The organism is Pseudarthrobacter sp. NIBRBAC000502770, from assembly GCF_006517815.1.
In the GTDB taxonomy this organism is placed as follows: domain Bacteria; phylum Actinomycetota; class Actinomycetes; order Actinomycetales; family Micrococcaceae; genus Arthrobacter; species Arthrobacter niigatensis.
The window spans coordinates 1,255,639-1,280,819 of sequence record NZ_CP041198.1; the positions used below are offsets into that span (position 1 = coordinate 1,255,639).

General features: G+C 63.7%; 29 protein-coding genes and 1 pseudogene. 13 read left to right on the forward strand and 17 right to left on the reverse strand.

Features of this window, described 5'->3' with window-relative positions:
- Nucleotides 1–287: 287 nt before the first annotated feature.
- The 4 genes from NIBR502770_RS06050 to NIBR502770_RS06065 all read right to left on the reverse strand — a co-directional run bounded on the left by NIBR502770_RS06050 (nucleotide 288) and on the right by NIBR502770_RS06065 (nucleotide 3,295).
- Entirely contained in the window at nucleotides 288–1,292 is a 1,005-nt protein-coding gene (locus NIBR502770_RS06050) for a hypothetical protein (RefSeq protein WP_141181340.1), read from the reverse strand.
- Nucleotides 1,292–1,774: a hypothetical protein gene (locus NIBR502770_RS06055; protein ID WP_134164281.1), complete on the reverse strand. Its 483-nt coding sequence runs from the start codon at nucleotides 1,772–1,774 to the stop codon at nucleotides 1,292–1,294. The genes NIBR502770_RS06050 and NIBR502770_RS06055 overlap by 1 nt, the downstream gene beginning before the upstream one ends.
- Complete coding sequence (locus tag NIBR502770_RS06060; protein ID WP_246857412.1) at nucleotides 1,761–2,654, reverse strand: oxygenase MpaB family protein; 894 nt, start codon at nucleotides 2,652–2,654, stop codon at nucleotides 1,761–1,763. The genes NIBR502770_RS06055 and NIBR502770_RS06060 overlap by 14 nt, the downstream gene beginning before the upstream one ends.
- A 128-nt stretch (nucleotides 2,655–2,782) precedes the next feature.
- Nucleotides 2,783–3,295 (reverse strand): SRPBCC family protein, encoded by a 513-nt coding sequence (locus tag NIBR502770_RS06065; protein ID WP_168223124.1) that lies wholly within the window; start codon nucleotides 3,293–3,295, stop codon nucleotides 2,783–2,785.
- 1,822 nt (nucleotides 3,296–5,117) lie between these two features.
- On the opposite strand from NIBR502770_RS06065, the gene NIBR502770_RS21800 reads away from it, so the two are divergent.
- Nucleotides 5,118–5,471 (forward strand): DUF4913 domain-containing protein, encoded by a 354-nt coding sequence (locus NIBR502770_RS21800; protein WP_371416496.1) that lies wholly within the window; start codon nucleotides 5,118–5,120, stop codon nucleotides 5,469–5,471.
- Here the strand turns inward: NIBR502770_RS21800 and NIBR502770_RS06075 are convergent.
- The gene (locus tag NIBR502770_RS06075; protein WP_141181342.1) at nucleotides 5,468–5,797 is read right to left on the reverse strand and encodes an Lsr2 family protein; all 330 of its coding nucleotides are present in this window, start codon (nucleotides 5,795–5,797) and stop codon (nucleotides 5,468–5,470) included. The two genes, NIBR502770_RS21800 and NIBR502770_RS06075, sit on opposite strands and share 4 nt — an antisense overlap.
- Before the next feature lie 863 nt (nucleotides 5,798–6,660).
- Here NIBR502770_RS06075 and NIBR502770_RS06080 point away from each other — a divergent pair.
- On the forward strand, nucleotides 6,661–7,074 hold the full coding sequence (locus NIBR502770_RS06080) for a nuclear transport factor 2 family protein (protein ID WP_246857475.1): 414 nt from the start codon (nucleotides 6,661–6,663) through the stop codon (nucleotides 7,072–7,074).
- Between the two features lie 67 nt (nucleotides 7,075–7,141).
- Here the strand turns inward: NIBR502770_RS06080 and NIBR502770_RS06085 are convergent, their stop codons facing one another.
- Nucleotides 7,142–7,600 carry an SRPBCC family protein gene (locus NIBR502770_RS06085; protein WP_141181343.1) on the reverse strand — a complete coding sequence of 153 codons (459 nt, stop codon included), beginning with the start codon at nucleotides 7,598–7,600 and terminating at the stop codon, nucleotides 7,142–7,144.
- A 463-nt stretch (nucleotides 7,601–8,063) separates the two neighbouring features.
- Between NIBR502770_RS06085 and NIBR502770_RS06090 the strand changes: the two are divergent.
- Together NIBR502770_RS06090 and NIBR502770_RS06095 are read left to right on the forward strand one after the other, a co-directional pair.
- Nucleotides 8,064–8,336 (forward strand): annotated as a pseudogene (locus NIBR502770_RS06090) (DUF4913 domain-containing protein); the annotation flags it as partial.
- Nucleotides 8,337–8,512: 176 nt separating this feature from the next.
- The gene (locus tag NIBR502770_RS06095) at nucleotides 8,513–8,773 is read left to right on the forward strand and encodes a ribbon-helix-helix domain-containing protein (protein WP_141181344.1); all 261 of its coding nucleotides are present in this window, start codon (nucleotides 8,513–8,515) and stop codon (nucleotides 8,771–8,773) included.
- An 11-nt stretch (nucleotides 8,774–8,784) separates the two neighbouring features.
- Here the strand turns inward: NIBR502770_RS06095 and NIBR502770_RS21805 are convergent, their stop codons facing one another.
- Nucleotides 8,785–8,970 (reverse strand): hypothetical protein, encoded by a 186-nt coding sequence (locus NIBR502770_RS21805; RefSeq protein WP_210418919.1) that lies wholly within the window; start codon nucleotides 8,968–8,970, stop codon nucleotides 8,785–8,787.
- 177 nt (nucleotides 8,971–9,147) lie between these two features.
- Here NIBR502770_RS21805 and NIBR502770_RS06105 point away from each other — a divergent pair, with 177 nt between their 5' ends.
- Nucleotides 9,148–9,438, forward strand: coding sequence for a hypothetical protein (locus NIBR502770_RS06105; protein ID WP_210418920.1), 291 nt, complete (start codon nucleotides 9,148–9,150; stop codon nucleotides 9,436–9,438).
- Between the two features lie 188 nt (nucleotides 9,439–9,626).
- Here the strand turns inward: NIBR502770_RS06105 and NIBR502770_RS06110 are convergent, their stop codons facing one another.
- The 4 genes from NIBR502770_RS06110 to NIBR502770_RS06125 all read right to left on the reverse strand — a co-directional run bounded on the left by NIBR502770_RS06110 (nucleotide 9,627) and on the right by NIBR502770_RS06125 (nucleotide 12,151).
- Nucleotides 9,627–10,112 carry a hypothetical protein gene (locus tag NIBR502770_RS06110; RefSeq protein ID WP_141181346.1) on the reverse strand — a complete coding sequence of 162 codons (486 nt, stop codon included), beginning with the start codon at nucleotides 10,110–10,112 and terminating at the stop codon, nucleotides 9,627–9,629.
- A complete protein-coding gene (locus NIBR502770_RS06115; protein ID WP_141181347.1) occupies nucleotides 10,109–10,525 on the reverse strand; it encodes an ester cyclase in 417 nt (138 codons plus the stop codon). The genes NIBR502770_RS06110 and NIBR502770_RS06115 overlap by 4 nt, the downstream gene beginning before the upstream one ends.
- Before the next feature lie 182 nt (nucleotides 10,526–10,707).
- The gene (locus NIBR502770_RS06120) at nucleotides 10,708–11,535 is read right to left on the reverse strand and encodes an alpha/beta fold hydrolase (protein ID WP_141181348.1); all 828 of its coding nucleotides are present in this window, start codon (nucleotides 11,533–11,535) and stop codon (nucleotides 10,708–10,710) included.
- A 91-nt stretch (nucleotides 11,536–11,626) separates the two neighbouring features.
- Nucleotides 11,627–12,151, reverse strand: coding sequence for a redoxin domain-containing protein (locus NIBR502770_RS06125; protein ID WP_141181349.1), 525 nt, complete (start codon nucleotides 12,149–12,151; stop codon nucleotides 11,627–11,629).
- Nucleotides 12,152–12,342: 191 nt separating this feature from the next.
- On the opposite strand from NIBR502770_RS06125, the gene NIBR502770_RS06130 reads away from it, so the two are divergent.
- Nucleotides 12,343–13,026, forward strand: a complete 684-nt coding sequence (locus NIBR502770_RS06130) for a haloacid dehalogenase type II (RefSeq protein ID WP_246857414.1) — start codon at nucleotides 12,343–12,345, stop codon at nucleotides 13,024–13,026.
- Nucleotides 13,027–13,158: 132 nt separating this feature from the next.
- Here NIBR502770_RS06130 and NIBR502770_RS06135 read toward each other — a convergent pair whose 3' ends face one another.
- The 5 genes from NIBR502770_RS06135 to sigK all read right to left on the reverse strand — a co-directional run bounded on the left by NIBR502770_RS06135 (nucleotide 13,159) and on the right by sigK (nucleotide 18,681).
- Nucleotides 13,159–14,754 carry a molybdopterin-dependent oxidoreductase gene (locus NIBR502770_RS06135; protein ID WP_141181351.1) on the reverse strand — a complete coding sequence of 532 codons (1,596 nt, stop codon included), beginning with the start codon at nucleotides 14,752–14,754 and terminating at the stop codon, nucleotides 13,159–13,161.
- Between the two features lie 402 nt (nucleotides 14,755–15,156).
- Entirely contained in the window at nucleotides 15,157–15,849 is a 693-nt protein-coding gene (locus tag NIBR502770_RS06140; RefSeq protein ID WP_141181352.1) for a fasciclin domain-containing protein, read from the reverse strand.
- 671 nt (nucleotides 15,850–16,520) lie between these two features.
- Entirely contained in the window at nucleotides 16,521–17,144 is a 624-nt protein-coding gene (locus NIBR502770_RS06150) for a hypothetical protein (RefSeq protein WP_141181354.1), read from the reverse strand.
- Nucleotides 17,141–17,563, reverse strand: a complete 423-nt coding sequence (locus tag NIBR502770_RS06155; protein WP_141181355.1) for a DUF4383 domain-containing protein — start codon at nucleotides 17,561–17,563, stop codon at nucleotides 17,141–17,143. Before NIBR502770_RS06155 ends, NIBR502770_RS06150 begins: the two co-directional genes overlap by 4 nt.
- A 275-nt stretch (nucleotides 17,564–17,838) precedes the next feature.
- On the reverse strand, nucleotides 17,839–18,681 hold the full coding sequence (sigK, locus tag NIBR502770_RS06160) for an ECF RNA polymerase sigma factor SigK (protein ID WP_210418921.1): 843 nt from the start codon (nucleotides 18,679–18,681) through the stop codon (nucleotides 17,839–17,841).
- Between the two features lie 73 nt (nucleotides 18,682–18,754).
- Between sigK and NIBR502770_RS06165 the strand changes: the two genes are divergently transcribed.
- Both NIBR502770_RS06165 and NIBR502770_RS06170 read left to right on the forward strand, forming a co-directional pair.
- Nucleotides 18,755–19,441, forward strand: a complete 687-nt coding sequence (locus NIBR502770_RS06165) for a TetR/AcrR family transcriptional regulator (RefSeq protein ID WP_141181356.1) — start codon at nucleotides 18,755–18,757, stop codon at nucleotides 19,439–19,441.
- 381 nt (nucleotides 19,442–19,822) lie between these two features.
- Nucleotides 19,823–20,779, forward strand: coding sequence for a ferritin-like domain-containing protein (locus NIBR502770_RS06170; RefSeq protein WP_141181357.1), 957 nt, complete (start codon nucleotides 19,823–19,825; stop codon nucleotides 20,777–20,779).
- A gap of 220 nt (nucleotides 20,780–20,999) precedes the next feature.
- Here the strand turns inward: NIBR502770_RS06170 and NIBR502770_RS06175 are convergent, their stop codons facing one another.
- Nucleotides 21,000–21,179, reverse strand: coding sequence for a hypothetical protein (locus NIBR502770_RS06175; RefSeq protein ID WP_141181358.1), 180 nt, complete (start codon nucleotides 21,177–21,179; stop codon nucleotides 21,000–21,002).
- Nucleotides 21,180–21,994: 815 nt separating this feature from the next.
- Between NIBR502770_RS06175 and NIBR502770_RS06180 the strand changes: the two genes are divergently transcribed.
- The 5 genes from NIBR502770_RS06180 (at nucleotide 21,995) to NIBR502770_RS06200 (ending at nucleotide 25,154) form a co-directional block, all read left to right on the forward strand.
- Entirely contained in the window at nucleotides 21,995–22,402 is a 408-nt protein-coding gene (locus NIBR502770_RS06180; protein WP_141181359.1) for a hypothetical protein, read from the forward strand.
- 188 nt (nucleotides 22,403–22,590) lie between these two features.
- Nucleotides 22,591–23,340, forward strand: coding sequence for a hypothetical protein (locus NIBR502770_RS06185; protein ID WP_141181360.1), 750 nt, complete (start codon nucleotides 22,591–22,593; stop codon nucleotides 23,338–23,340).
- 35 nt (nucleotides 23,341–23,375) lie between these two features.
- On the forward strand, nucleotides 23,376–24,101 hold the full coding sequence (locus tag NIBR502770_RS06190) for a class F sortase (RefSeq protein WP_141181361.1): 726 nt from the start codon (nucleotides 23,376–23,378) through the stop codon (nucleotides 24,099–24,101).
- Nucleotides 24,102–24,171: 70 nt separating this feature from the next.
- A complete protein-coding gene (locus NIBR502770_RS06195) occupies nucleotides 24,172–24,660 on the forward strand; it encodes a cupredoxin domain-containing protein (RefSeq protein WP_210418922.1) in 489 nt (162 codons plus the stop codon).
- Nucleotides 24,657–25,154, forward strand: a complete 498-nt coding sequence (locus NIBR502770_RS06200) for a hypothetical protein (protein WP_246857415.1) — start codon at nucleotides 24,657–24,659, stop codon at nucleotides 25,152–25,154. The genes NIBR502770_RS06195 and NIBR502770_RS06200 overlap by 4 nt, the downstream gene beginning before the upstream one ends.
- Nucleotides 25,155–25,181: the final 27 nt, after the last annotated feature.

The window sequence follows — 25,181 nt, forward strand, 5'->3', positions numbered from 1 at the left end:
ACGCTTCGTAGCCTGCAACTGCGCTTTGAGGTGCGGCGAGCTCAAAGTTGTTGCCGGCACTGTAGAAGGTCGAATTGTGGCTCGGTGGCGACGACTCCGGTGCCTGTTCGCGCAACGTTGGGAGCAGAACCGGTGGCTCCTCCGCGTCGCTTCGAAAGTGGTACGGCACTCTTCGCAATTCTTCTGGTTCACGTTGATTCATCAGCGAGGCTCAGCGGGGCGACATGACTGGCCGTGACAGCATCTAACGCTGGCGCCTTGGATGCCAGAGGTGTGAGGGGTGGATTCTAACGAGGAAGGTGGGGCGTGGAGCGGCTCTTGAGTAAGAGCTCGGCGCGTTCGACTACCGACAAGTGGTGTTCGTTGAGGCGCTCGCGGGCTAGGGGACTCGCCAATTCACAGTCTAGGATTTCGACTAGATGCCGGTGAAGCTGGGCTTCCGCGTGGCGGGAGAAGAACACGAGTAAAGCGGGGCGGTGGTCCTGCAGGACCAACTCACGCTGGCAACGTGTAACGTCATTCCAAATTGGCTTGATCTGCATGAGAAGTAGCCTTGCCCGCAGCGCGAAGATGCCCTGCCGGAGGCGTCCCGCCATGCGGGGGAGAAGTAGTCCAAGACTGACCAGGAGCACAGCAGCCGTCTCTCCGATCCAGTAGAAGCCTGTCAGTGCGGCAGCTGTTTGGCTGTCGGCGCCTTCAGCTGCAATCACAGCGCCGTAGATCAGCCGGTCCAGCAGGACAAGTGCGAAGAGGACGCATCCCCCTGCGATGAGGGAAAAAGCCGACCGGAAGGCCGGTGCGTGCATGTGCGGGACGTTGCTGCGGCACACCCGGGCTATGTCGAGGCAGACCCACATGATGAAAGCGGAGCCTGTCCAGAGGAAGACTGCCATCCCGGGCTGGTCAGCGTAGGTCAGCGGCAAGTTGGGATCGGTGCCATCCACGCGGCTGGCGAGAAACCCGGCCGTCACTGTGGTGCACACGGCGGCAGCAGCGAATCTGCCCAAGACGAGCTGCCGCCGTCGTACTTCTGTATCTGTAACCGCTGCCAGCAGAATCGCCGTGCGAAACTGCCAGAACCCCAGGAGCAAGGACAATAGGGTAACCAGCCCGACGCGGTTGTGTCCGCCAAGTAATGGATCGACGGTGTAGTAGACCGCTGGGACATAAAGGGTACAGGCGATCGCAGCGAGGATAGTCGCGCGGAAGACGCTTCCACGGTGAGCATCGAGCGCTGTTGGAAGCCTGAGAACGGTCAGGACCCAGAGTGCGCCGGCAGGGACCGCTTCCATCAGCCGAATACTTGTCGAAATGCCAAGGGCTCGGGCATGGCATCGACGTCGCTGTTGATGATCCGAGTAGCGAGTTGGTCGGCCAAGACTTCAGCCATGAGTTCTGCGCCGTCTGTGTAGCTGCTGCGTCCGAGCACGCGGAGTACGTCCTGGCTCAGGTCAGGCAGGAAGGTCGCGGCAAGGTCTGCGCTACTTTGTTCGAGGTCATGACAGAGAATCATGTGGCTGAACTCGTGAAGGACGATCTGCTGCCGGTGCCAGGCCGACTTCACGGGGGCATGCAACACGATGTCCCGGTCAGCGCAGATGAGCCAGACCCCGCAGAGTTCCGATCCGGATAGGCCGGGTAGTTCGTCGACAATGATGGGGCGGCTTCTTTGCCGTTCCAGTTTGTCCTGAATGAGCTGGAGCGTTGGCGCCTTGGGCAACCCAAAGCCTTGCTCGGCCTTGCGGGCTACTTTTCGAGCTTCACGATAGTTCATTGCTTTGGAAGGTTGACGGGTCAGGGACCTTGACGGGGCCGATTTGATCGAGCGAGTAGCTGCCCGGGTACAAAGACGAGCCGGCCTTTCCTGGCGTGAAATGAGGCTTTCGCTGCAACGGCAGCCGGCGGTGGAGGGCGTTGCGGACTGCCAGAATAATTCTCAAGGTGGCTCGGGAGCCTCGGCCGCTGCGGGGGAGCCCGAGGGCGCCAACGAGCCGGTCATCAGCGAGCATTACACTGATCATTCTTGCAGCGAAGGGTCGTAGAGGAAGCGGCAGACGGCTCTGAAAGACCTGAACTGTCGCGTCCATCAGCTTTTGGCCTTCAATCGATGCAGAGACATGGGTTGCCTCGTATTGGTCGAAGAAACGCTCCGCTTCGGCATAGGTCTCCGGCATACCCTGTACGTTCATCCGGGATCCCAACTCTGCGAAAAAACGGGCTGCAGCGGTTAGCTCTGCTCCTGTGGGCGGGCGCCACCCATGCTGCTGGGCCCAGCGAACCGGGACGACCAGCAGGGTCAGAAGGACGTAGAGGTAATCGTCCGCGCTGCCGGGGACGTTGCGGTGAGCGCGATTGAGCAGGGCGACCATGTGCTCTCCCCGGTCGCTATCGAGGCCGCTTGCGATGAGCTCGTAAATGACGATTGCAGTGTCGTAAGAGCGCTTCATGGGACGCTCCAGGATTTCGCCGTTCCGGTAGAGAGTGGCCGCTATGCGCGGGATAGCAAAATTCCGGTAGTACGAGAGGAAGAAGCCAAGTTCAATGTCTGCCGCCAGATCGTAGAGGACCATGGTGCGGAAGGTGGTTTCCCAGTCGTTCGAGGAAGGGCTCTCCTGGCGCCGGAGGCTGTCAGCGAGGGTGGGATGAATCTTCATCGTGGCCCCCGTTCATAGTGCTTGCTACTGCACACTCGAACTGTGGGCTGCGAAGGCTCCCCAGCTCGGCTAACTTGCTTACATCCTAGAACTGTTGTCCTCAGCTGGCTAGGTGAATGTAGACGGGTCTACGCAGGTTTCTTGGCGCGGTTGTTGGCCAGTTCTCGCTGCAAGCCCTTTTCCCCCTGCCGCATCATCAGGGCATGTGCTGCTACGAAGGCCGGAGCGGCAACCGGTGTCAGTACGTTCATCCAGCGTTGGGTAGGCCGCACGCGCCACTCTATGTCCATACGAGTTGTCTGGCCTTGTTCCTGGGGGACGAGGCTTACCCGCCCGGTCCCCTGCAAGTGCCCGCCGGCGTCGAACTCTATCTCACGAGGCATGGCGACCTTCGTGGGATGAATGGTGATGGTGAGCGTGTAACCCAGGAACGCCTTGAAGTTCAGGTGGGCCGTGGTGGCCATCAGGATATCCTCCTGCGCGTTGCTCGCGGCTTCGGTTCGCTCCAAGGGCGTAGCGAAGGTGCAGTGCGGCCACCACTGGGGCCAACTCATGTCGGTGTCTGCGATGACGGCCCAGACCTCGTTGGGCGAGGCGGGGAGCTGCCAGGTGGAGTTGAGATCGAAGAGGCGAGACTTCATATTAATATCTTGGCACCAACTCCAGCACGCCCTGCTCCAGCGGCTCCGCGAGGCAACCAAGGAAGGCATTTTCGACGTCTCCAGCCTCGTTGAGCCTAACTCTGTGCATCGGGCTGCCGTCGTGGGCGCCTCCGAGCTGGTTGTCAGGTAGGACTCTGAGACTCAACAGTGGGCATGTGCAGGAACTGCCTTTCGGACCCTATTCTGACGCGCTTTTCGCCGCTGCTTGACGTCAGGTTGGGCTGTGCCCTAGTTGTTCTTCATTCAGTGGATGAACCGTCGTCACAGCGCAGCGGGCTGCTGCAGGTCTTCGTTGTTCAGCAGGCACCAGCTCGTGTAAAGGCCATACAGCTCATCCGGGCCCAGCCCGCTGTCCTTGTCCCGTTGTTCATCAATTGCCTGGGCAAAGAAGATCTCGAATTGCCGGAATCAGCGCTGCGGACTTTGATGCAAGGGGAGCCCACCCCAAAGGTATGCACAATGCGGGCCGCGAGTAGATTCACCACCAAATATATAAAAGACCCGGGCCGTTGCCTGGGTTGGGTTGAAAGGCAGCTGCGATGAGCCACCCGCAAAACGGACCTGAAGACGGGACAGAGGGCCCTGTACGGGGCTTTGCTGGCCTGTCAGGCTTCGCTGCATGCCGTATGTCCTCGAATACGGGGATGACCATCGCGCTGGCCGTTGCGTCATCCGATGTGTCAGTTTTTGTGATGCTCTCAGCTGGGCCAAGGAGGTCCTGGCGGGGGGTTTGCCGTGCACCTGCGCTGTTCTGCGGCATGCCCCTGCATCACACGCCGCTTTCGGCGAAGGTCCAGTTCTCGCGTCCTACACGCCGGACGACGGCTGGCGGGTTCATGCAGTACCACCGGCTAGCTGAACTCTGGTTCTTTCATCGATTGGCTTTTGGGGATCGCGACGGTGGTCCTTCGCCTAGGAGCAAGAGATTTGGCGTGGGGGACGCTCTCGACGGCCCGGCAGGACGTTCAGGGACCTCTCGACACTTTCTGGGGAGGTACGAGAAGAATCTTCAGCCTTGGAGGAATAAGAGCAAGAAGGCAGCACTCATTGCGATCCCGATCCAAAGAGTGATTAGCCGCCTGTTCTTGTATTGCCTGGATTTGCCCCGCTGGTCTGCGGTGAGCCATTGGTCGTACAGCACCAGCGAGGCCACGATTACCACGGCAGATACCGACAAAAAGGCGAACGACATGGCTGTCACTTTCGGGGCCGTGGAGATTTCCTTCGGCCCCTGGTCCCGTGGCTTTCCGTCCGGAGCCCCAGCGCCCGTCTGAGGGCCACAGGAATCGGAAAGACCAACCTTTTCCCGCCCCTCTTCGAGCTCCCGGCCTTTGAAACATTTGGAAGGAGCTGGTTGAGACACACCCTCAGAATCTCGACCTCCATCCCATTCATGATAGGGACGTCGTGGATGAAGGCATCCAGCTCCCAGGCGTCGGCTTTTCCACCCCGGATGCGGTACTGATGCCAGAGATCTTCAACGGAAAGACCACCTGACTCAATCAAGGTTAGTGCTGCCCGGCGAGGATCGGAATAGATCACGTCGCCTCCTGAATCGGCATCTTTACCGGGACTCGATGCGCTGGGCCCACTCATGTCGCTTTGAGGGTGATTGCGGAGTTTGCATTACCTGCCTGCCTGCCAGGCTGAGGCAGACGCCCCCTCAGCTTCTACATTTTTTCAAAGTCTAGCGCCCGGCCCAGAAGGATTACATGACCCATTGCCCGGATCCGAAGGGGCCGGATCGGGCGACAAGGCCTAACCACGGCGAAGGAGCATTCCTGCTGCTTTGGTGCAGCGAATGGTATTTGCACCCGGAAGCTGTCTCCACATAGAAGCACCGTGGTGGGCATCGGAACACCCCAGACCCGACCCCGCGACAGGCATAATCGTCTGGTGGCGGGACCATGCGGACCACCACATGCGAGTCCTCCTGGACCCCCAAGGACCGTCCTATACCTGCAACATGAAAGAACACCGCGACCCCCCCAAGACCTCGAACCAAAGAAAGCCCCAGAAGGCTGATTCCCCGATGTACGGACTGTTGCGGCATAAAAGGCTTTTGCTACGTGATGGCCTAGCTCCCAACCAAAAAAATCGGGGCTGGAATCCTGCTAGGGATTCCAGCCCCGATTCTGATTTCTTCCAGCTCTAGTGAGCGGCTTCATACTTCTCCATGACTTCCGCCTGGATACGACCGCGCGTATTTACCTGAATGCCGTGCTCAGCCGCCCACAACCGTACCGCCTTGGCGTCCGGCCCAGTCTGGGGGGACTTCGTCCGGGCAGCCGGACGGCCACGTCCGCCAGATACTTTACGGCCGGCATTGGTAAAGCGGGACAAGGCCTCACGCAGTTCGTTAGCGTGTCCCTCATTGAGGTCGATCTCATATTCATTACCGTCTAGGGCGAAAGATATTGTTTCCCTGGCTTGCGAACCGTCAATATCGTCTTCGAGCAGCACCACTGTCTTTTTTGCCATGAATTAAGGCTAGCAGCTTGCTGAACAAGCGGATGCGGCGGGCGCCAAAACATAGCCGAACAGCCAAGCATTATCAAATCGAAGCTTCTAAATCGAAAATTATGTAATGCCATAAGATGCCGGACACCCCAAACTGAAACCCCGTGCCGACTTCAGCCCGACCCACCGGGCCGCTTGAACCTGCATCGGCTAGTGCGTCCTGGCATCACAGCCGGCGTAGCGCCATCCATCCGAGCCCCGATCAGGGGTCGGGTCTGATCTGTTGGATTTACCCGGCGCTTCCCGTAGCCGGTGCCATGACGGAGTGGGGCGCAGCCGTCCCGAATCAAGCGTGGTGACCAACAGACGCCACACGACGCCCGATGAACATTCGCCACGGGCATGCGCTTGGATACCGTCCTTCAACCTAGGGATGGAAGGGATTGGGCCGGCGGCGGTTGGGGGGCGGCACCCCTGTCTCATGGGATGCCTTAATGCCGCCGACCCTGTCACCTTCCAGGGCACTGCCCCCAACGACGGTGTCCTGGCCTCCACGGTAGAACCCGTTCCTAAACGGCAGCCCATACTGAGCGCAATGTTCGCTCAAGACCGCCGCAGCCTTTACCTGTACCCAGTCATGTCCGCAGGAGACCGAACGGGGACGCCCACAAGAGGCTAATGCCAATGGCGTTGGGGCATGTGCGCGCAGGGAGCTGGCCTCGTGGCCGAACCCATCCGGAAGTGGCTGGTGGCCGGAAGTTCATAACACCCGTGTTCGGGGGTGGTCCCTTGTCGGCGACGGGGTGGTGCAGTCTTGTCCTGTTATTTCGACGTCGACAGTGTTCCCTGACCGGAATAGCCTTAAATTGTCCTGATTGCAGAAAGTGGAGAGGCGGGTGCCTGAAATGGGTGCTCAGGAAAATACGGAACTGATCCGGCGCGGGTACGAGGCCTTCAATGCAGGGGATTTGACGACACTCACCGAGATCTTCGCGGAGGACGCGGTCTGGTACGCGGCCGGGAACGGCATGCTGTCTGGAACAAAAGAGGGTCGAGACGCGATTTTGGCGTATTTCGGAGAGCTCGGAACCCGCTCCCAGGGGACCTTCCAGGCGGCGGTCCAGGACGTTGTCGGCGGCGAAAACCACACTATCGGCATCCAGCAGACGCATGCCGAAAACAACGGTAAGACCCTGGACGCCGGAACCGTCATTGCTTTCGTGCTCCGGGACGGCAAAGTCGTCGAGGGCCGGGAATACTTTGATGACACCGCCAAGGCAGACGAATTCTGGACATGACACAACCTCGTGTCACAGCGGTGATTCCCACGTGGTAGGAGGGGGCTCTTGAGCCTGCGTCGGCGGTTTAGGGCGCGCCTTGGGCTTCTAGCCGCCGTAGTCCCTGGCGCATGGAGCTTGCCACTGGAGCGCCCCGCATTGCCACGATAAGGAACGTGGCAATGCGCCCGGCCATGCTCGTTGGGTGTCGGTTCCAAGTGATGTGGATTCTGGAACCGCCGCTGCCATTGGGCGTGAGCCTGGCGGTGACGTAGCTTCCGGGTGCGCAGAAGTTGCTTTCCCGCACTGTCCAGGTGACGGTGTCGGGGGTTGACCAGTCGTAGTGTTCCTTGGCCCAGATCGGGCCGCCGGGCGCCTTGCTTCCCTCCCTTATGTCCGCGTAGGTCTCTCCCACTTCGTAGACCTCGTACATGGGCGGGTATATGCCCGGCCAGGTCTCGGGCCGCCGTGGGCTGAAGTCCAGCAACGCTCCTTGGACTTTTTCCGGTGGGACGCGGGAGTCGATATCAAATTCCACCTTGGGCATGTGTACTCCTCCTTGCTACTTCCAGTCTGTGCATTTTCAAGTGCAGGACAAGGGCCCTTTAGTGTCATCAGGAGAGAAAGGCGGGTCGATAATGATCGGCGTTGCGCTCAAACTGAGAATTCAAAAAGCACCTGGTTAAGATTCCCGACGGGTCTCGCGCCGCGAGCTCTTCTCTCACAGAGGAATTGCTTGCGAATTGGGCGGTCCCGCATCTTCCTGAGGCTTAGCCGTGTGTGGGCTGCCTGTCTGGCCTCCGCACTCCGGATTCGTGCAGCGCCACCCCAGTTGTATCCGTGCCACCGGCGCGTCCAGCTGTCCCGCAATCGGGTTGGTCATTTCATACACCGGCTCGATAGCTGCCCTGCACCGATCGCAACGATAGCGGCTCATGGCACCACTGTAACCCGGCAGTAGTTTCGGTTGCCCTGCGAAGCTTTTAGGAGGGGCCTCTAGCTACCGCCGGCAGCTCAACGTGCAGGGCGGCGTGACCTGGTGCCCGCAGTGGTGGAAGCACGCCGAAGCGATCAGCCGCCTCGAAGCGCTCTGGCGGGCTTGGGAGTTCCTGCGCCTGGACGGAACCACAGGCATGAGCGTGTGGTGGCGCGACCACGCAGACCACCACATGTCCGTTCTGCTCTCAACAGATGGCCCGTTCAGAGGCTGCACCCCGGACGACGGCCACCGCACCAAACTCGCACCACTGCCGTGCGAGGAACCGCCTGCAGAGCTGTTCTAAACCTGGCGCTAATAGCCAACGTTCAAGGGGTTATCCACGGCTGAAGAATCGGGAGCCATCGAGAAAGCTCCCTCAGCAGCAGTAGCGGTGGAACCCATCAGGATTGTCCCCGGCTGTGGGCAGCGAGTTTTCGTCAGGACCTTCAATCAGCCTCAATTTCGTATTACGATTTGGATGTGAGTGATGAGAAGATTAACGGCGTGCCGGTCACTGACGAGGTGATCCAGGCGTGGGCCGACGAAGCGGAGCGTGGCTATCCAGTCGAGCAGTTGCGCAAGCGAGGCCGCCGACCGGTCGGCGAGGGCCCCGGCGAAGTGGTGCCGGTGCGCATGGATGCCGCACTGCTGCAGGAGCTCACCGCTCGAGCCGAGCATGATCACCTAAGCCGTTCGGAAGCGATCCGGGCCGCCGTCCGGGCCTGGATCAGCGCCGCATAGTGCAGGCACATTCATCCGCTCTTAAACACGGCATCAGTGCGGAGGATGGGATCCACGCGGCAGATCACGCGGTGTACGTTGCGGATCTCGACGAGGACAGCCCGGCCCGGCAGTTGAGGCTCGGATTCGATGCCGCGGGCCGCCTGCTTGAACTCGTCGTCCTTCGGTTCGACAGCGGCAATGAGTTGCTGATTCATGCAATGAAGGCGCGCCCCCAGTATGTGGACCTGCTCGGCTAAAAAACTACCGCGCCCGCCTACGCCGGGGCGCAAGGCAGTGCTTGGGGATGCTGGCGCCCGTGTCATGCAGTGACGCGACGGGGGAGGCCCTGCGGTTCGTGCCATCCTGAGGGTATGGCGCGGACCTGGTTATCGGTGACTGTGGAACTGCTCGGTGGTCGCGGTGAGCAGCTGTGGCCCTGGCCTGGTCGCATCTTCGCGGTCGGGCCCTCGCACACCTTCATGGATCTCGCCAACGCCATCAACGATGCTTTCTCCCGATGGGATCGCTCGCACCTGTCCATGTTCACCTTGGGCGACGGCGGGGTCATCACGGATGAAGAGACGGGAGCGGAGATGGCTGCATCCAGCGGCGGACCGGTCACCACAGCACTCGACATCGCAGTTGCCAAGGTCGCCCGAATCCTGGGGCCGGGGTCTGAGTGAACCCGGCACACTGGACAACATTCAGAGCACCCCTGGTGGGGGAGCGGGCAAGGAAAACTCCGGGCCGGGAACGAGCGCACCCGCTGCATAGCAGTGGCCGGCGGCGCGAGTGCAGAGGAGCACGGGAACAGCGACGCCCTTGCTTGGATGCGGCTGATGTGTGCCCTCGGCTACGCGCCCCGGGCAGGTCAAGACGGGTGGTAAGCGGACGGGTCCAGTGCGTGCAGTGCGACGCCGGTCACCATGCCGTAGGCAAGGTGCGGGATGATGTCACTGGCCCAGTCGGCGGGAGACCATGTGCGTGGATCGGTGATTCCGAGAACGGTCATGGGGCCGTTGCTGCCGATCAGTGCGCCGGCCGTGGCGGCCAGTGACGAGCCGAGGAGTCCGGGCCGGTAGCCGGCTTCCCGGGCAATCCCGAGGACCGCGCCGACGCCGACACCGACGATAAGCCCTGTCAACGGGCCGAGCCCGGCCAGGCGGTTCGTGCGTTCTTCGTCGGTGCCCGGGATCTTGACCCCAGTTATGTCGGCCAACTTTTTGACGGTGGCCTCCGGTGTGCTGCTGGCGGGCCGGGCACGCCACACCATGTCCAGGTAGGTAAGGGTGTTCAGTGCTGTGGTCCCCGCTGCGCCTGCTGCGCCCCCGGTGGCCAATGCGCGGACAAGTTTCATGGCTGGGGGGCCAGTCCGAGTTGGGTGAGCATGCCCAGCTGGTCGCTGCTTCCCCAGCGTTCGACGAGTTTGCCGTTTTCGAACCGTCCGATCTGCATGCCCCGAATGCTGATGTTCCGGCCGGTGGGCGGGTGGCCCATGAGCGGTCCCTGATGTGTCCCGGTGACCGTGCAGGCGAAGGCGACGTCTTCGTCGGTGGCGGTGAGGTGTTCGACCTCGAGGTGCAGATCGGGAAAAGATGAGCGCAACCCTGTGAAGAGGTCCTTGAATCCCTGCGGACCCGGTCCCTGTCCTGGTGCCGGGTCGTGATCGACGCAGCCGGCTGCGACGACGTCGTCGAATTCATCGAGTTTGCCGCTGTTCACGGCGGCGCCGAAGCGCTCCTGGGCGTGGATATTGGCGTCCCTGGTCATGGATCCTCCGTTACGGTTACCAGGCCGATCCATGCGGAGCGGCCCTTGTGGTTATCTGCCATGGTGCGCCTTGGCCTGCCCGGGGGCAAGCGCAGGGGGAGCGGGTTCAGCCCGGTGCCCGGAGTTCAGGCGGATACGTAAGTTTTCATGCCGGCGGTCTGTGCAGGGGGTTCCGGCCGCGGTCATGTGCCGAGGTGCTCCAGGATGGCGTGGGCGACGGCGTCGGGCGCGTCTTCGGTGGGGATGTGTTTGCCGTTGACTTCAACGAGATCCGATCCCGTGATCTCGGTGACGTAGCGGTGAGCGAAGCTGACTTTTTGGAAGTCGTCTTCGGTGCCCCAGACCAGACGGGTGGGTATGTGGGTTTCCTGCAGCAGCGGGACCAGGTCCAGGGTGTAGTGGGGATCGGCGGCGGCGGCCATGGCCATCCACGAGCTGTGGCGGGCTGGTTCGGTCCACGGCGAGAGGTAATCGGCCAGTTCCTCCTCGCTCAGGGTGCGTTTGACGGCCCGCTGCGTGGATACCGCACGGGCCTCCAGCAGCTCCGCGGCGGTGGTGGCTACCCGGACCTGAGGGTCGCGGAACCGTTCCACCGCGGGCACCGGCCATGAGTCGAACATGACAGAGTTCATCAGCACGAGTTTGTTCACCCGGCCGCTGGTGGCTGCGAGGTGTTGGGCTATTCCTCCGCCGATGTCGTGGCCGCCCAAATCGAAGCTGTCCAGCCCGAGGGTATCGGCGGCAGCGAGAACTGTTCCGGCGAGGGCCGGGACGGTGGCCTGGTCGGGGTCGAGTTCGCCGTCACTGCGCCCGAATCCGGGCAGGTCCAGGGCGATGCATCGCCGGACGGTTCCCAATGCTGGCAGGACCGGCAGCCACACGCGGCTCCAGAACGTGCCGTGCAGCAAGAGCAGGGGCGGTGCTTGGTCGGCGCCGCTGCTCAGATAGGACAGGGATGTCCCGGAGACCTCGACGTATTCGCGCCGTACGGGGGCTTGGGTGGTGGTCATCGATGTGTTGCCTTTCCGTTCACTGCGGCGGTTGTAAAATCCGGTGCGCTGGTGATTTCCGGCTGCTCCGGGCTTGTTGGGGCCGGGCCGCTCAGGCGGCGCCGCGGGCCGGGTAGTCGTGCTCCTGGGCGTAGCGGACACCGGCAATGACATCGTCCAGGGACGGGCGGCCGAAGGGCATGGTCGCGGTGCTGGACCAGAACAGGGTGCGGTCCTCATCGAGGATGAAAATGCCTGGTTCGTTGAACAGGTCCGGCTCGCCGTCCTTGATCGCGTGCGAGAGGTTCAGGCTCCAGGCCCGGGCTGCTTCCTCGCTCAGCCCGTAGCCCACGGGGAGGTTGGCCAGGTGCCACTGATCCACGATCCGGGCGCTGCGCTCTTCTGTTTCCATGCTGATCGCGACGATCTGGCCGATGCCGGCAGCCTTCAGATCCTCGATCCGCCGGTCGATCTCGGTCAGCTGTTTACGGCAGATCGGGCAATGCAGGCCCCGGTAGAAAACAACCAGGCTGAAACGGCCGCCGGCACCGGTACCCAGCTTCAGATCATCGGTGGTTCCCCCGCCAACCAAGGCGAGGGCAAGCTCGGGTGCTGCCTGTGTGGGAAGAAGTGTCATAGCCGGGCTAACAAGGCCCGCCGCCCGCGCATTCCCTCCAAGCCGAGCATGTCCAGGCAGCCACCCTGCAACCGTGCCCTTTTCGTATAGCTGCAGGGCGGCCGGGTCAGGAGGCCATCCATCTATCATCTGTGGCCGTCATGAGGCAGAGTGGGTCCCTAAACCGGTCCCCAGCGCTGGAGGAGAACGTTGTGAGCACCAGCCCCTCAGTGATTGTCTTTGATGTGAATGAAACCCTTTCGGACATGTCCCCGATGGCAGGACGTTTCGCGGAGGTCGGCGCGCCCGAGGCCCTCTCAAAGCTTTGGTTCACCACCCTGCTCAGGGACGGGTTCGCCCTCACCGCTGCAGGAGACAACGGCACATTCGCCGGCATCGGAGCCCAAGCGCTGCGCGGCCTGCTGACCGGGACCGAGCTCAACACCACCGTGGGCCAGGCAGTGGAGCACATCATGTCAGGCATGGCCTCACTCGGCCTGCACGCCGAGGTTCCCGACGGAGTCCGGGCCCTGCACCAGGCCGGGTACCGGCTTATCACCTTGACCAACGGCTCCGCCACGGTCGCTGAGAAGCTCTTCGACCCCGCAGGCATCCGTGGCGCGTTCGAGGCGCTGCTCTCGGTCGAGAACGCACCCGCGTGGAAACCGGCGCCGGCCGCCTACGGCTACGCCGCACACGTCACCGGCACGGACCCTTCACAGATGATGCTGGTCGCCGTGCACCCCTGGGACATCCACGGGGCAGCCAAAGCGGGCCTGCAAACGGCCTGGATCAACCGCACCGGCGCCCCCTACCCCGCCTACTTCACCCCACCGGACCACACCGTCACTACCCTGACCGAACTACCCGCAGCCCTGGCCGCCGACAGCGCCTAAGCACCGCTTCACTGCAGCGACGCTCAACACAGTGCCACTTTTCCAGGACATCAGCTGACCCATGCAAAAGTCGATGGAATGGTCACCCCCACGTTTTGGCGGAAGCTTATGGAGTGCGAATGGCGCAGACGGCTATTGGACGGTGACCATCACCGACTGCCAGCCTGACGCACCGTCAGGGACAGGATCTGCGCGCTGGTCCGTCTGGACCTGCCCGGTACCGTCGGTGGCGCGGACCTTGATGTAGTGCGGGCCGGGTGCGGCGTCCCATTCGTAGGACCACTGCCGCCACGTGATGGTGGACGCTTCCGTGGAGAGGACCGTCTCGGTCCAGTCGCCGTTGTCGATTTGAATTTCAACCTTTGTGATTCCCCGGGTCTGGGCCCAGGCCGTACCGCCCACGGCGACTTTTCCGGCGGGGACCTTGGCGAAGGACTTGGGTACCTCCACGCGCGCCATGGTCTTGATGGGGCCACGTTCGGACCAGCCACGCTCGGTCCAGTAGGCCTTGTTGTCCGCAAACCGGGTGACCTCCAGGTCCACCACCCATTTGGTGGCGGACACAAACCCGTAGAGCCCCGGGACCACCATCCGCACCGGGTAGCCGTGCTCCAGCGGCAGCGGTTCGCCGTTCATGCCGATGGCCAGCATGGCGTCACGCCCGTCCTGGAGGACCTCCAAGGGGGTGGAGGCGCTGAAGCCGTCGATGGACTTGGAGAGCACCATGTCAGCACCGTCTTTGGGTTTGGCCCTGGCCAGGACATCGCGGATGGGAAGGCCCAGCCATTTGGCGTTTCCGGCGAGGTTGCCGCCTACGGGGTTGGACACGCAGGTGAGCGTGACGTTGGATTCGATGAGCTCGGCGTCGAGCAGGTCCTGGAATGTGAGGGTGACTTCCTGCTCCACGAGGCCGTGGACCCGCAGTTCCCAGTCGTTGACGTTGATTTCCGGGACGCTCAGCGCGGTGTCGATCCGGTAGAAGTCGGCGTTGTCCGTCAACCATGGCGTGACGCCAGGGACGGGGGACTGCACGCCGGCGGGAACCGCGGCGGCGGCTTTGGCAGGTGCCGGCAGCGTGAGCGCTTCGCGGGCTTTGGCCACGTTGTTGCGCGCCGCGCCCAGCAACCGTCCGCCGGTCGCGGCGATGCCGGCGGCCACCGCGGTAACCCCGGCAGCAGCGAAGAACCGCCGACGGCTGGCGCCTTCGTGCCCCGGCCGGGCGTCGGCGTCGGCTGCCTGGTCCGCGGGAGTCTCGGGCCATGGCTTGCTTTCCTTCAGCCGCCAGAGCGGTGCCACCAGCAGGCGGAGGGCCACCAGGCCGGCCACCGTCCCCAGTACGGACGGGATGGCGTCAACTCGGCTGACGCCTGCACGCGTCACGACACAAGCAACGATCACCGCGCCCATGAACAGGACGCCCAGGACGCCCAAGGCCCATTTCCGGTAGGCCACGATGCCCAGGATGCATGCGAGCACCGCGATGGTCAGTCCCATGCCCACGAACAGGGCAGTCTTGTCGTTGGTGCCGAAGGTGGCGATCGCGAAGTCCTTCAGCCGGGGCGGCGTGAAGTCAATGAAGGTGGATCCGAGGGCGAACAGCGGGGTTGCCCTGGCGGTGAAAAATGCGCCGAGGAGCTCCGCAACGGCAAGTACGACGGCGGCCGCCACCACACCTGCCAGGGCGGCCAGGGCTGAGGGGCCTGTCAAGCGGTTCCGAAGCTTTGTCATGGTGCTGGTTCGGAGCGGCAGGTAATCCGGACTGGCGGTCTCAGCGACGACTAATGAACTAGCGAAAGAGCCGGAGAGGTATCCACTATTCGTCCGGCCGTAGCGTGAGAAATAGCGCCACCTGCCGCTTCCCGGCACAACGTCAGGGATACGGATGAGACAGGGCGTGGGTCGATGGGGACCGTCTCACGGGTGGGGCTGGCTCCCGAAGGCTCCGTCCTCCTATGGCCGCGATGGTATACAACCTCCGGTCCTCGTGGCGGGAGCTTCTCCGCAACGCCTAAAGGGCCTGAGCCGGTGCGGTACCGGCTCAGGCCCTCACGGCCTTCGTCTTATCTTTCTGCGCCCACGCGTCGGGAGGCAGCAGATGAGTTCAAGGTCAGGATCGTGCACAAACCTGAGTTACTTGGGCATGAGTACTGAGTCGATGAGGTAGACGGTGGCGTTCTTGGTCTTGACGCCGCCGCAGATGACGTTGGCGTTGTCGACCTTGAGGTTGTTGCCGCTGCCGGTGACGGTGACGGAGCCGCCCTGGACGGTGGCGTGGGTGCCGGCGATCTTGTCGGGGGTGATCTGGCCGGGAACCACGTGGTAGGTCAGGATCTTGCTCAGCAGGGCATCGTCCGTCTTGAGGGTGTCGATGGTGGCGGCGTCGATTTTCTTGAAGGCGTCATCGACCGGTGCGAAGACGGTGAATTCGCCGCCGTTGAGGGTGTCCACCAGGTTGACTTTGGGGTTGAGCTTGCCGGACACCGATGCGGTGAGCGTGGTGAGGATGGGGTTGTTGGAGGCTGCGACGGCCACCGGGTCCAGGGCCATGCCGGCTACGGAGCCTGCGCCGGTGGGGACCTGCTTGGCGTAGGCGGCGCAGCCGGGGCCGACCAGGTTTGCTGCCGGGTCCATGGCGCCGGCGGAGGATTTCGCCATTGCGCTGGATGACGGTGAGGCCATGCTGGAGCTGGGGGCGGAGGACATCGGCGCCGAGGACACCGGGGACCCGGAGGTACTGCCGGATCCGCCACACGCGGTGAGGCTGAGCAGAGCGGCCGCTGCAACGCCTGCGATCGTAAAGGTGGTGCGCTTGATTGTCTGCATCTGAAGTTCTCCTGGTAGTGGGATGGTACTGAGCCGGAACGATGATGGGCCGTGCTTACCTATGGTTTATCGACAGCTGCCCTTGGCTGGTGTCTCAGTGGCTATTCGGCCGGAGTCAGGACGTGGATGGGTCAGAGCCAGGGAATTTTCGTGAACCCGCGCATCCCCACACCGGGCCGGAAGATCTCTCATTGTCCTCGTGCTGGTTTTGCGTGTCATTGGGCGGGTCCCGGTCTTGGGCTTGTTGGGGAGCGTCAGCAGGGCTGGGGCAGCAGAAAGATTGCGTTTGGTCGTGGGCGGTGGGACGGGCAGCTGAGCCAGGATCCTGGGCAGTAGGTCTGCAGTGGGCTCAGCGTGTAGTGACCCGGAGGTAAGCAGCAGCGCTTCACGTGTTTGTTCGACGCCAAGGAAAAATTGGTGTCTTACCGGTTCGGGGCCGGTTCGAAGAAAGTCCTCCACCGCCTGCTCGGCCTGGCTGCCCAGGCAGTCCGCGGCATACAGCTCGGCGAGATCCAGAACGCCGCCGCTGACCAGGTCATAGGTAATGTCTTCCATCAGTGCTTCCGGCCTGTCATCAGACGGCAAACCGCCGATTAACAGCGGAGGTGGACATTGCATTGGCCAGGGCTGACGTGGTCGGGCCCGGCCCTCTCCCATCGGTGGTATGGCCGTCAGTGGTGGTGGCCGGCCGGGGCACTTGGGGTGCTGCTGCCGTGTTCTCCATGCGGGACGGCGTGCTGGCCGGCTGCGGTTGCGGCGAGGCCGGGGGTGGTGATCGCCGCGACGATGAGGGCGGCAGCGAAGGTCATCATCAGGAGGGGGCCTGCGGCTGGAGGACGATCACTCGGACGGAAGGTTTGGCGGCCCAGCCAGCCCACGCAGCCAAGGATGACCAGCTCCAGGACGGCCGCACTCAGAGCGGTTCCGTCCAGTGAGCGGGAAGATCCGCCGGGCCACCAGATCTTCAACGCGACGGCGGCCAGGTGCAGGAACACCCAGACGGGGGCCACGCGAAGGAGCACACGGGGCCATGCCGGGGCTCCCGTGCGGAGACTTTGCACCGCCCACAGCAGGAGTGGCGCACCCCAGAGGCCGGCAGCGACCGTTCCTGCCATCGCCCAGGGACTTCCGCTGGCCGTGGTCAGCAATGTCGCGCTGGTCCCGAAACTGAGGGTAGCGGCACCGAGGCCGGCGAACGCTGCCAGGGTCCTGACGGACTCGGCCAGAAGCAGACCCCGGGCCGGGCTTTCACCCCGGGCCCGGTCCGTTGCCCCTGCTACGGCCGCGTGGTTCATGCCCGGCCGGCGCGGACTGTTGTGTGGGGGTTAACGGTCTTGTCCTGGGAGAGGCCCACGCCGAGCAGGAGCACGGCGCTGGCCAGGTGCAGGACGTTGTCCGCGCCGTTCAGGGCGATGATGTTCAGGGACGTATTGAGCAGGAACAAACCGACGATCCCGACCAGGAGGTACACCGCCCCGACCGTGGTGTTGACCGACCTGGAGGCGGGGACGGACTTCAGGCCGGCGGCCAGCAGGGCCGCGCCGATGGCGAGGTGGATGACGTTGTGCAGGGGGTTCACGGCAAAAATAATCAGGAGGGGTCCTTCGGTCGCGAAGAAGCCGACGCCGGAGGTTACCGCGAAACCGAGAAGACCGACGAGCAGGTAAACGGCACCAAACATGGTGGCAATCAATCGGTTGGGGGAAGTGCGCATGACACATGGACCTTTCAGAGCGGGGCCCCTCGCAGGGTCAAAGCGCAGGGCCGGTGCTGTCGTGGCCCCCGGACGGGGACCTCAACAACGATTCGGCGCCGCTCTCCCAGCGGATTGGCGCCTGATCTCCTGGGCGTCGGCGTTGACAGCCACTTTCCGCGCCGCGGTACTCAGAGGCGCGGGTGGATTCCAAATGGAACTACCAGACTGGCTTCCAGTCGACGCTGTGGGGCCGGCCGGTGGCACGTCCCGTTCTCCGTCGACTTTTCGACGGGTCAATGGGGCAGGCCACTGACCGTGTCGGAGGGAAGCGGTGATGCTGGTTCGAGTTCCGTTCGGAGCCGCAGCAGGCCGTCTCTGATGCGCGATTTAATCGTCGGCAATGGCGTGGCGAGCTGTTCGGCGACTTCGCGGTAGGTAAGGCACCCAAAGTAGGCCAGGACAATGGCCTCGCGCTGCAGCGGAGACAGACAACCCAGGCTCCGGTGGAGCACTTGTGCATCCATCCTCTTAATGATGGTCTCGGACACCTCGTCGTAAGGCCGGTTCTCGGCGTAGGCCGCCCACCGTAAGTCCCGGATGTGGCTGTTGTGGTGCGAACGAACCCTGTCGACGGCCCGGCGATGCGCAATCGTCATAAGCCATGCCATCGGACTTCCCGCCGCCGGGTTGTACTTCGCCGACGTTTGCCACACCGCGACGAAGACTTCCTGGGTTACCTCCTCGCTGAGTCCGTGATCAACGAGCACCCGTAGGATCACGCCGAAGACCCGCGCCGAGGTTCGGCCATAAAAATCGCTGAAGGCCTCATCATCGCCCTGCCCTGCCCGCCCCAGGAGATGCACCAGGAAATCCTTGGTCGTCTCGAAGGGCACGGGCTGTTGTGACTCTCTTGAACTGTTCATCGTGCCTTCAGCCGTCAGGGACGACCGCCCCCAGCGGGCAGCCATGATCCAGCAGGTAATGCAATCCGGCCACCCTGATGTGCGCGGGCTGCTGCGCCCAGGCCATCGGCCAAGGCTGAACAGATCCCACGCCGCACCGTGCGTACCATGGCGTTCACCGGCCAGAACCTGGACACAGGCGCCAAACGGCTTATTCATCACTAGAGAGAACACCCGTTCTCCCTGATGACGCTTACACTAGAGAACAATCGTTCTCCAGGCAAGCGACAAGAAAGAAACACTCACTGTGGCCCCATCCGAGTCAGTTGAGAATGGGGCCGTCCCAAGCAGGCCCGATGATGCCGCCGCCAGGGAGCTGGTACTCGAGGCCGCCGGCCGACTGTTTTACGCCCGTGGATTTACCGGGGTGGGGATGAATGAACTGCGGGCAGAATCCGGTATCCCGCTCAAGCGGCTGTACCGTTTATTCCCGGCCAAGGAAGCCATCGTGGAAGAGGTTCTCCACCACTGGAAAGACGTCTGGACCGCCGGGATCACCGCCCAGGTCCAGGCAGCACAGGAGCCGCGCGAACAGCTCCTGGCGGTTTATGACTTCCTCGCCGACTGGTTCACCTCACCGGGATTCCGGGGGTGCGCGTTCATCAACTCCTTTGGTGAGGTCGGAGGTGCTTCCGGGCGCATCAAAGACATCGTCAGAGAACAAAAAAGGCACTTCCAGGACTACCTGGCCCGGCTGGCAGCCGAGGCCGGGGCACCCGATGCGCTGGCTCCGCAGCTTGCCATTCTGGCCGAGGGGGCCATCACCACAGCGGCCATCGCAGCCAGCGCCGCACCGGCCCACCACGCCCGCGCAGCCGCGGAAATCCTCATCGACGTCGCTTTCCACGCCACCCCCGTCGGCCTCAACAGCACGGGCAGCCCCACTGACGGCATTCCGTCATCTCCAACCCCCAGGCCAATGCCCGGCAAGTAGCGTGCGCCAGCCGCGCAACGACGCCCCTGCGTGCCCTGATGTGAGCCCGTGTCGAGAATCGCAAGCTGCGCCAAAGCCCCGCTGACCCGCCGGCCTGGGGGTGAGCATACGTCCTGTGCCGGCCTCCACGTGTTGCACCGTGCCGGGTGACTGCCGGGGGGCCGGGGCCCGGGGATGGGCCGGACCGCCCGTGAGGGCAGGTTCCCGCGTCGTGGCCGGCACCATTGCCTTTTCCCTTCCTCATCATCGACGGAGAGGGTACGGTAGCGCTTATCACGGCCGTTTTGGCTGTGGCGACGAGGGCACGTCGCAGCGCTGGGGTGCGCTAAAGGACCGAGTCCTGCCCCCGCCATTTCAATCTGAATGGCAGGAGAATGTTCCATGTTCGAACAGCGTTTCATAGTTGATGCAATTTCCCGCAGTGCCGAAAACGCGGTGGACCGACGCAGGTTTTTCCGTGCCGCCGGCCTAAGCGGTATCACGGCCGGCGCGGCGTTTGTCGCAGCGTCCGCGGCCGCTTCCCCAGCCGTCGCGGAAGAAGACGGAGCGCCAAGTGACGCGGCGATCCTGAACTTCGCCCTGAACCTGGAATACCTCGAGGCGGAGTTTTACCTCCGTGCGGTCACCGGCACCGGCCTGCCGGAGAACATGACGACCGGCACGGGCAAGCGCGGCCCGGTGACCGGTGGACGGCAGGTGACGTTCAAAACCCCACTGATCCAAAAGTACGCCCAGGAAATCGCCGGGGACGAAAAAACCCACGTCGCCTTCCTGCGCAGCGCCCTCGGCTCCGCGGCAGTCTCACGGCCCAGCATCAGCCTTGACGACAGCTTCACCGCCGCAGCCCGGGCCGCCGGATTGATCGGTGCCCACGATACGTTCGATGTTTACGCCAATGAAGTGAACTTCCTCTTCGGGGCGTTCATCTTCGAAGACGTCGGTGTCACCGCCTACAAAGGCGCCGCCCCTTTAATCAGTAACAAAACCTACCTCGAGGCCGCAGCCGGTTTACTGGCCGTGGAGGCCTATCACGCCGGGATTATCCGCACAACGCTCTACGCCCTCGGTGTGCAGACACCCGCCATTTACACCACCGTGCAAAAGATCTCGGACGCCCGCGACAGCCTGGACGGGACAACGGACCTGGACCAGGGCATCGGCACCGCCTCCACGGCCAACCTCGTTCCGACCGACGCGAACGGGCTGGCCTTCAGCCGAACCGCGGCCCAGGTACTGAACATCGCCTACCTCGACTCCGAGCAGGTCAGCTCCGGCGGCTTCTTCCCCGCTGGCGTCAATGGCAGCATCAACACCAGCGGCGATAACGACAACGACTAAAACAACCGAACAAAAAGCCGGGCCTGCACCCTATGTGTCCGGCAAAAGAGAGACGCACCTTCCCCCACGCGGCAGCGTGGGGGAAGGTGCGTCTCCAATCATCGGGCACGGTCACCCGACATGCCCGACCAGGGACGCGCGGTGCGGTGCGTTGCCAGCTGCCCCGCACCGCCGGGTCCCGTACTTCTCCCGGCCCCGGCCGCCCTGGTGCCCGTGAGGCTTAGTCGGAGCCGGTGTCCTGCGCCTCGAGGTGTTTGGCCATAGCCTCAACGGCCTGGTTCCAGCGAACTGCAAGAGCTTGTCTGCTCAACGGTTCGAACATGCCCGACAGTACCCTCTCCAGAGCATCGTAGGCTGCGTCTTTGACCCGTTCCTGGGCCGCAGGGCTGTAATAGTTCATGCCCATAATTCGGCACAGAGACACCAAAAGATGGGCTCCTCCGGGACGGGAGCACCAGGGGCAACCGCCGAGCAAACACCGGGAACGAAGATTCGACTACCCAGGCGAGTTCCTGCCCCGGTCCCGCTCTCTCCCATGAGGTGTGGCGTGTATCGGCCGGGAGAATTGGGGTGGGGCCGCTGTGCTCTCCGTGCGGGGCGGCGTCGGTTACGGCGAGTCCGGGGGCGGTGATCGCGGCGTCCGGCGAGGGCGGGGGCAATGTGGCCAGAAGCGGGAGTCCTCAGCCTGCGGCAGGGCGGGTCGAACTGTGGGAAGGCCACCGTGCCCGTGGCCGCCTCCCTGGTAGCCCAGACCGTTACCCGTTATCGGTACCCCCGCCGGGGCGGTACTGCGACGGCTGACGATCTTGTCCTGAGAAAGCCCGACACCGAGGGTACGCCGACCCGGGAACCTGATGCCGACAGGGATGCACGCGCGCGATAGCGCGGTTCCGTCGATCCTGGTGCCCGTCCACGGCCCTCGCGGCAACGAATCCCAGTACAGGGCGATAGGGTGTCGGCCAGAACTACCTTCTGAAAGGTGTGTGCTTTATGGGACGAGTCAGTCCGCCGACACGATCACTAACGCGTCCGGTGCTCTTGCCCGCTCTCGCCGGGCTGACGATGCTGGTTCTGGCTGGATGCGGCGCCGGACCCGCTGACCCCATGCCCGGTCCGGCTACTTCGATAACGGCCTCTGCCGTAGCCAATAGCCCATCAGCGTCGCCGCTCTCTAATACCCAGGTTGCTGCAGCCGGGGGGCCCTCAGCAGCGGCCTTGATGGTATGTGGGGAGGAAACCCGGGGCAACATCAGCCAGATCCTGGCCCTTTCCACCGTTCCCGGGACCGCGGCGTCCTGGGCGGACAAACTCTACACCTGCACCTATACGCTGCCGGCCGGGTCCCTCGTTCTCTCGGTCAAGGAAGCAGCGGACCCTGATGCTGCCCGCGTCACGTTCCAGGATCTGCAGCGGAGCACGCATGCGGCGGCCCCGATTCAAGGATTAGCGAACCTCGGCTTCCCGGCGTTCCAAACGCCGGCCTCCGCCGTTTTCGTCAAAGACAACTTCGTGTTGACCGTGGACGCGGCAGCCCTGCCTGACACGCTGGGACCCAACCAGGTCACCCGGGCCGCGTTCGCCTACCAGGTCGCGACCACGGTCCTGGCCTGCTGGTCCGAATAAGGGCCAACCGGAACCAACCGGAACCAGACCCCAGAAGAAGGCTTCCACATTTGCGCAGGTCAGGGGGCGGTGAAAAAGTTTCTCTGGCATTTGACCAATCCGTGACGTGGGGCACAACGAACCATTAGTGTCACAGTCATGTGCGCGCCCATCAGGGGAGCGTCCATTCCAATGGAGGAACAAAAATCATGAAGAAATCCGCTTTCCTGATTGCCCCGGCCCTGGCCCTGGGCGCCCTCGCACTCTCCGTCAGCCCGGCCCTCGCCGCGGATGGCACGAACTACCAGGCGAACCTGGCCGCTATCAACGGCAGCAACGCCTCCGGATCCGTCATGATCACCGTCAACGGCGATCAGGCCACCGTCACCGAAAAAGTCTCCGGTCTCGCCGCCGAGTTCAACGGCGCCCCCTACCCGCACGTCCAGCACATCCATATCGGCGCCAAGGGCACCTGCCCTGACATGTCGGCCGACACCAGCAAGGACGGCGTGATCAGCACCACCGAAGGCGCCCCCTTCTACGGCGGGATCGGCACGACCCTCTCCACCAGCGGTGACACCAGCCCCGCAGCCGGGACCGACCTGAAGGTCGCCGGGATGGGCGCCTCCTACACCTACAACCGGACCTTCACCCTGGACGCGAAGACCGCCGATTCGCTCAAGGCCGGCACCGCCGTCGTCGTCGTCCACGGCCTGGACCCGGCAACCCTGCCCGCGGCAGCCCAGAAGGAACCCAGCGACCTCGTTCCGTCCCTGCCCCTGGCCGCGACCTCACCGGCCCTCTGCGGGACGCTGAAGGCCATGCCCGCAGGCGCCCCCGGCACCGGCATCACCACCCCGGCCCCGGCCGGCCCTGACCTGGGCCTCCTCGCCGCCGGTGGCGGCCTCGTCCTGGCAGCCGGCGGAGCCTACGCCCTCCGCAAGAAGATCGCAGCCTAGAGCCTAAGAAAGCCCTGGGAAGTTCAGGAACCCTGATGGGAACTGAAAACAGCAGCCGCCGCGGACGCGTTATCGCCTCCGCGGCGGCCGCGTTGCTCCTGGCCGGCGGCATCACCACCATCGGCCTGGGCCTGCACGCCGAACCACCCACACCCGCGGCAACCAGTGTCTCGGTTTCCGCGCCGCCACCCGGTACCGCGACCGGCCCGGCCGGTCCCGCTCCGGTCCCGGCCGCAGCGAACATTCCTTCTGCACCGGCCCCGCCAGTGCCCCCGGCCCCGGATGCCTCACTGCCGGCCTCCGTCCCGGTCCAGATCGACGTGCCCTCCGTCGGAATCAACGCGGCCCTGACCCCGCTGGGCAAGCAGGCGAACGGCGAAATCCAGACCCCCTCCGGTGAACCCGGCTCGCCCGGGGGCTGGTATCAGGACTCACCGACTCCGGGCCAAACCGGGTCCGCGATCATCCTTGGCCACGTGAACGCCACCAACAGTGACATCGGGCTGTTCTACCGGCTTCACGAACTCACCCCGGGCCATGACATCACCATTACCCGCGCGGACCACACCGCCGCCGTGTTCACCGTGGACAAGGTCGATGTATACCGCAAAGCTACCTTTCCCACGATCGAGGTCTACCAGAACGCCGACCGGCCTGAGGTCCGCCTGATCACCTGCGGCGGCTACAACCCCGCCACCAGGGAATACCTGGACAACACCGTCGTCTACGCGCACCTCACCTCCAGCCACCCAGCTTCCTGACGCCTGCACCGCCCGCCCGTTCACGGCCGGTCTTCAGGCCTTCCGCCACCGATCCCCAAGAGGCAACACTATGAAGACCACGGCCCGCCATCGCCTCACCCTGACCCTTATCGGTGCCGCGACCATCATTGGGGCCAGCGCCTGCGGCACGGCCGGGACCGGGACAGGCTCATCGACCGCCCCGTCGACGACGACCGCGTCAACGGCGTCCATGGATCCGGGCATGAGCATGAGCGGTTCTCCGATGCCCTCATCAATGCCGCCATCCATGGCAGCGACGACCGGTACCCCAAGCGGGTCCAACGCAGCAGCGGCCGACGCGACGATTCACATCAAATCCTTCGCCTACACCGGCGCCGAGGGTGTTCCGGCCGGGTCAACGGTGACGGTGATGAACATGGACAACGTCGCCCATACGGTCACCGCTGATGACGGATCCTTCGACGTCGTCGTCAAAGCCGGGGCGAGCACCACGTTCACCGCCCCGGCAAAGCCGGGCACCTACACCTACCACTGCACCTACCACTCCAACATGCACGGAACACTGGCCGTCAAATGAGTGCGGACCCAGGATCCACACGGGGCCCCAGCGACACAGGAAACACGAAACCGCTGAACCGGGCCGGCCGGGGCAAAACCGCAGGGCTGGTCCTGCGGATCCTGGCCGCCGCGGCCCTGGCCGTGGACGCCGCCGTGCACGCCGGCCTTGCCCCGGGCTACCAGTCCGCCACTCCCGAAGGTTTCGGCGAGGGCAATCTCTTTCTCGCTGAGGCCGCCGTCGCTGCGGTGTCCGGGCTGTACGTCCTGATCCGCGGCAGCCGCCCGGCCTGGATCCTTGCCCTGCTCACCGCCGGCGGTGGCCTGGGCGTCCTGCTCCTCTACCGCTATGTCGACGTCCCGGCGTTCGGGCCCTTCCCCGCCATGTATGAACCGGTCTGGTTCTTCGAAAAAGCCCTCACCGCCCTCGCCCAGGGCGTCGCGGTCCTCCTCGCAGCCACCGCCCTGAATCTCGACCGCCGGCCCCGGCCTGCATCTGCCACGGCAGGGCAGTAAACCGCCACCAAATCCCCTAATCGGGGG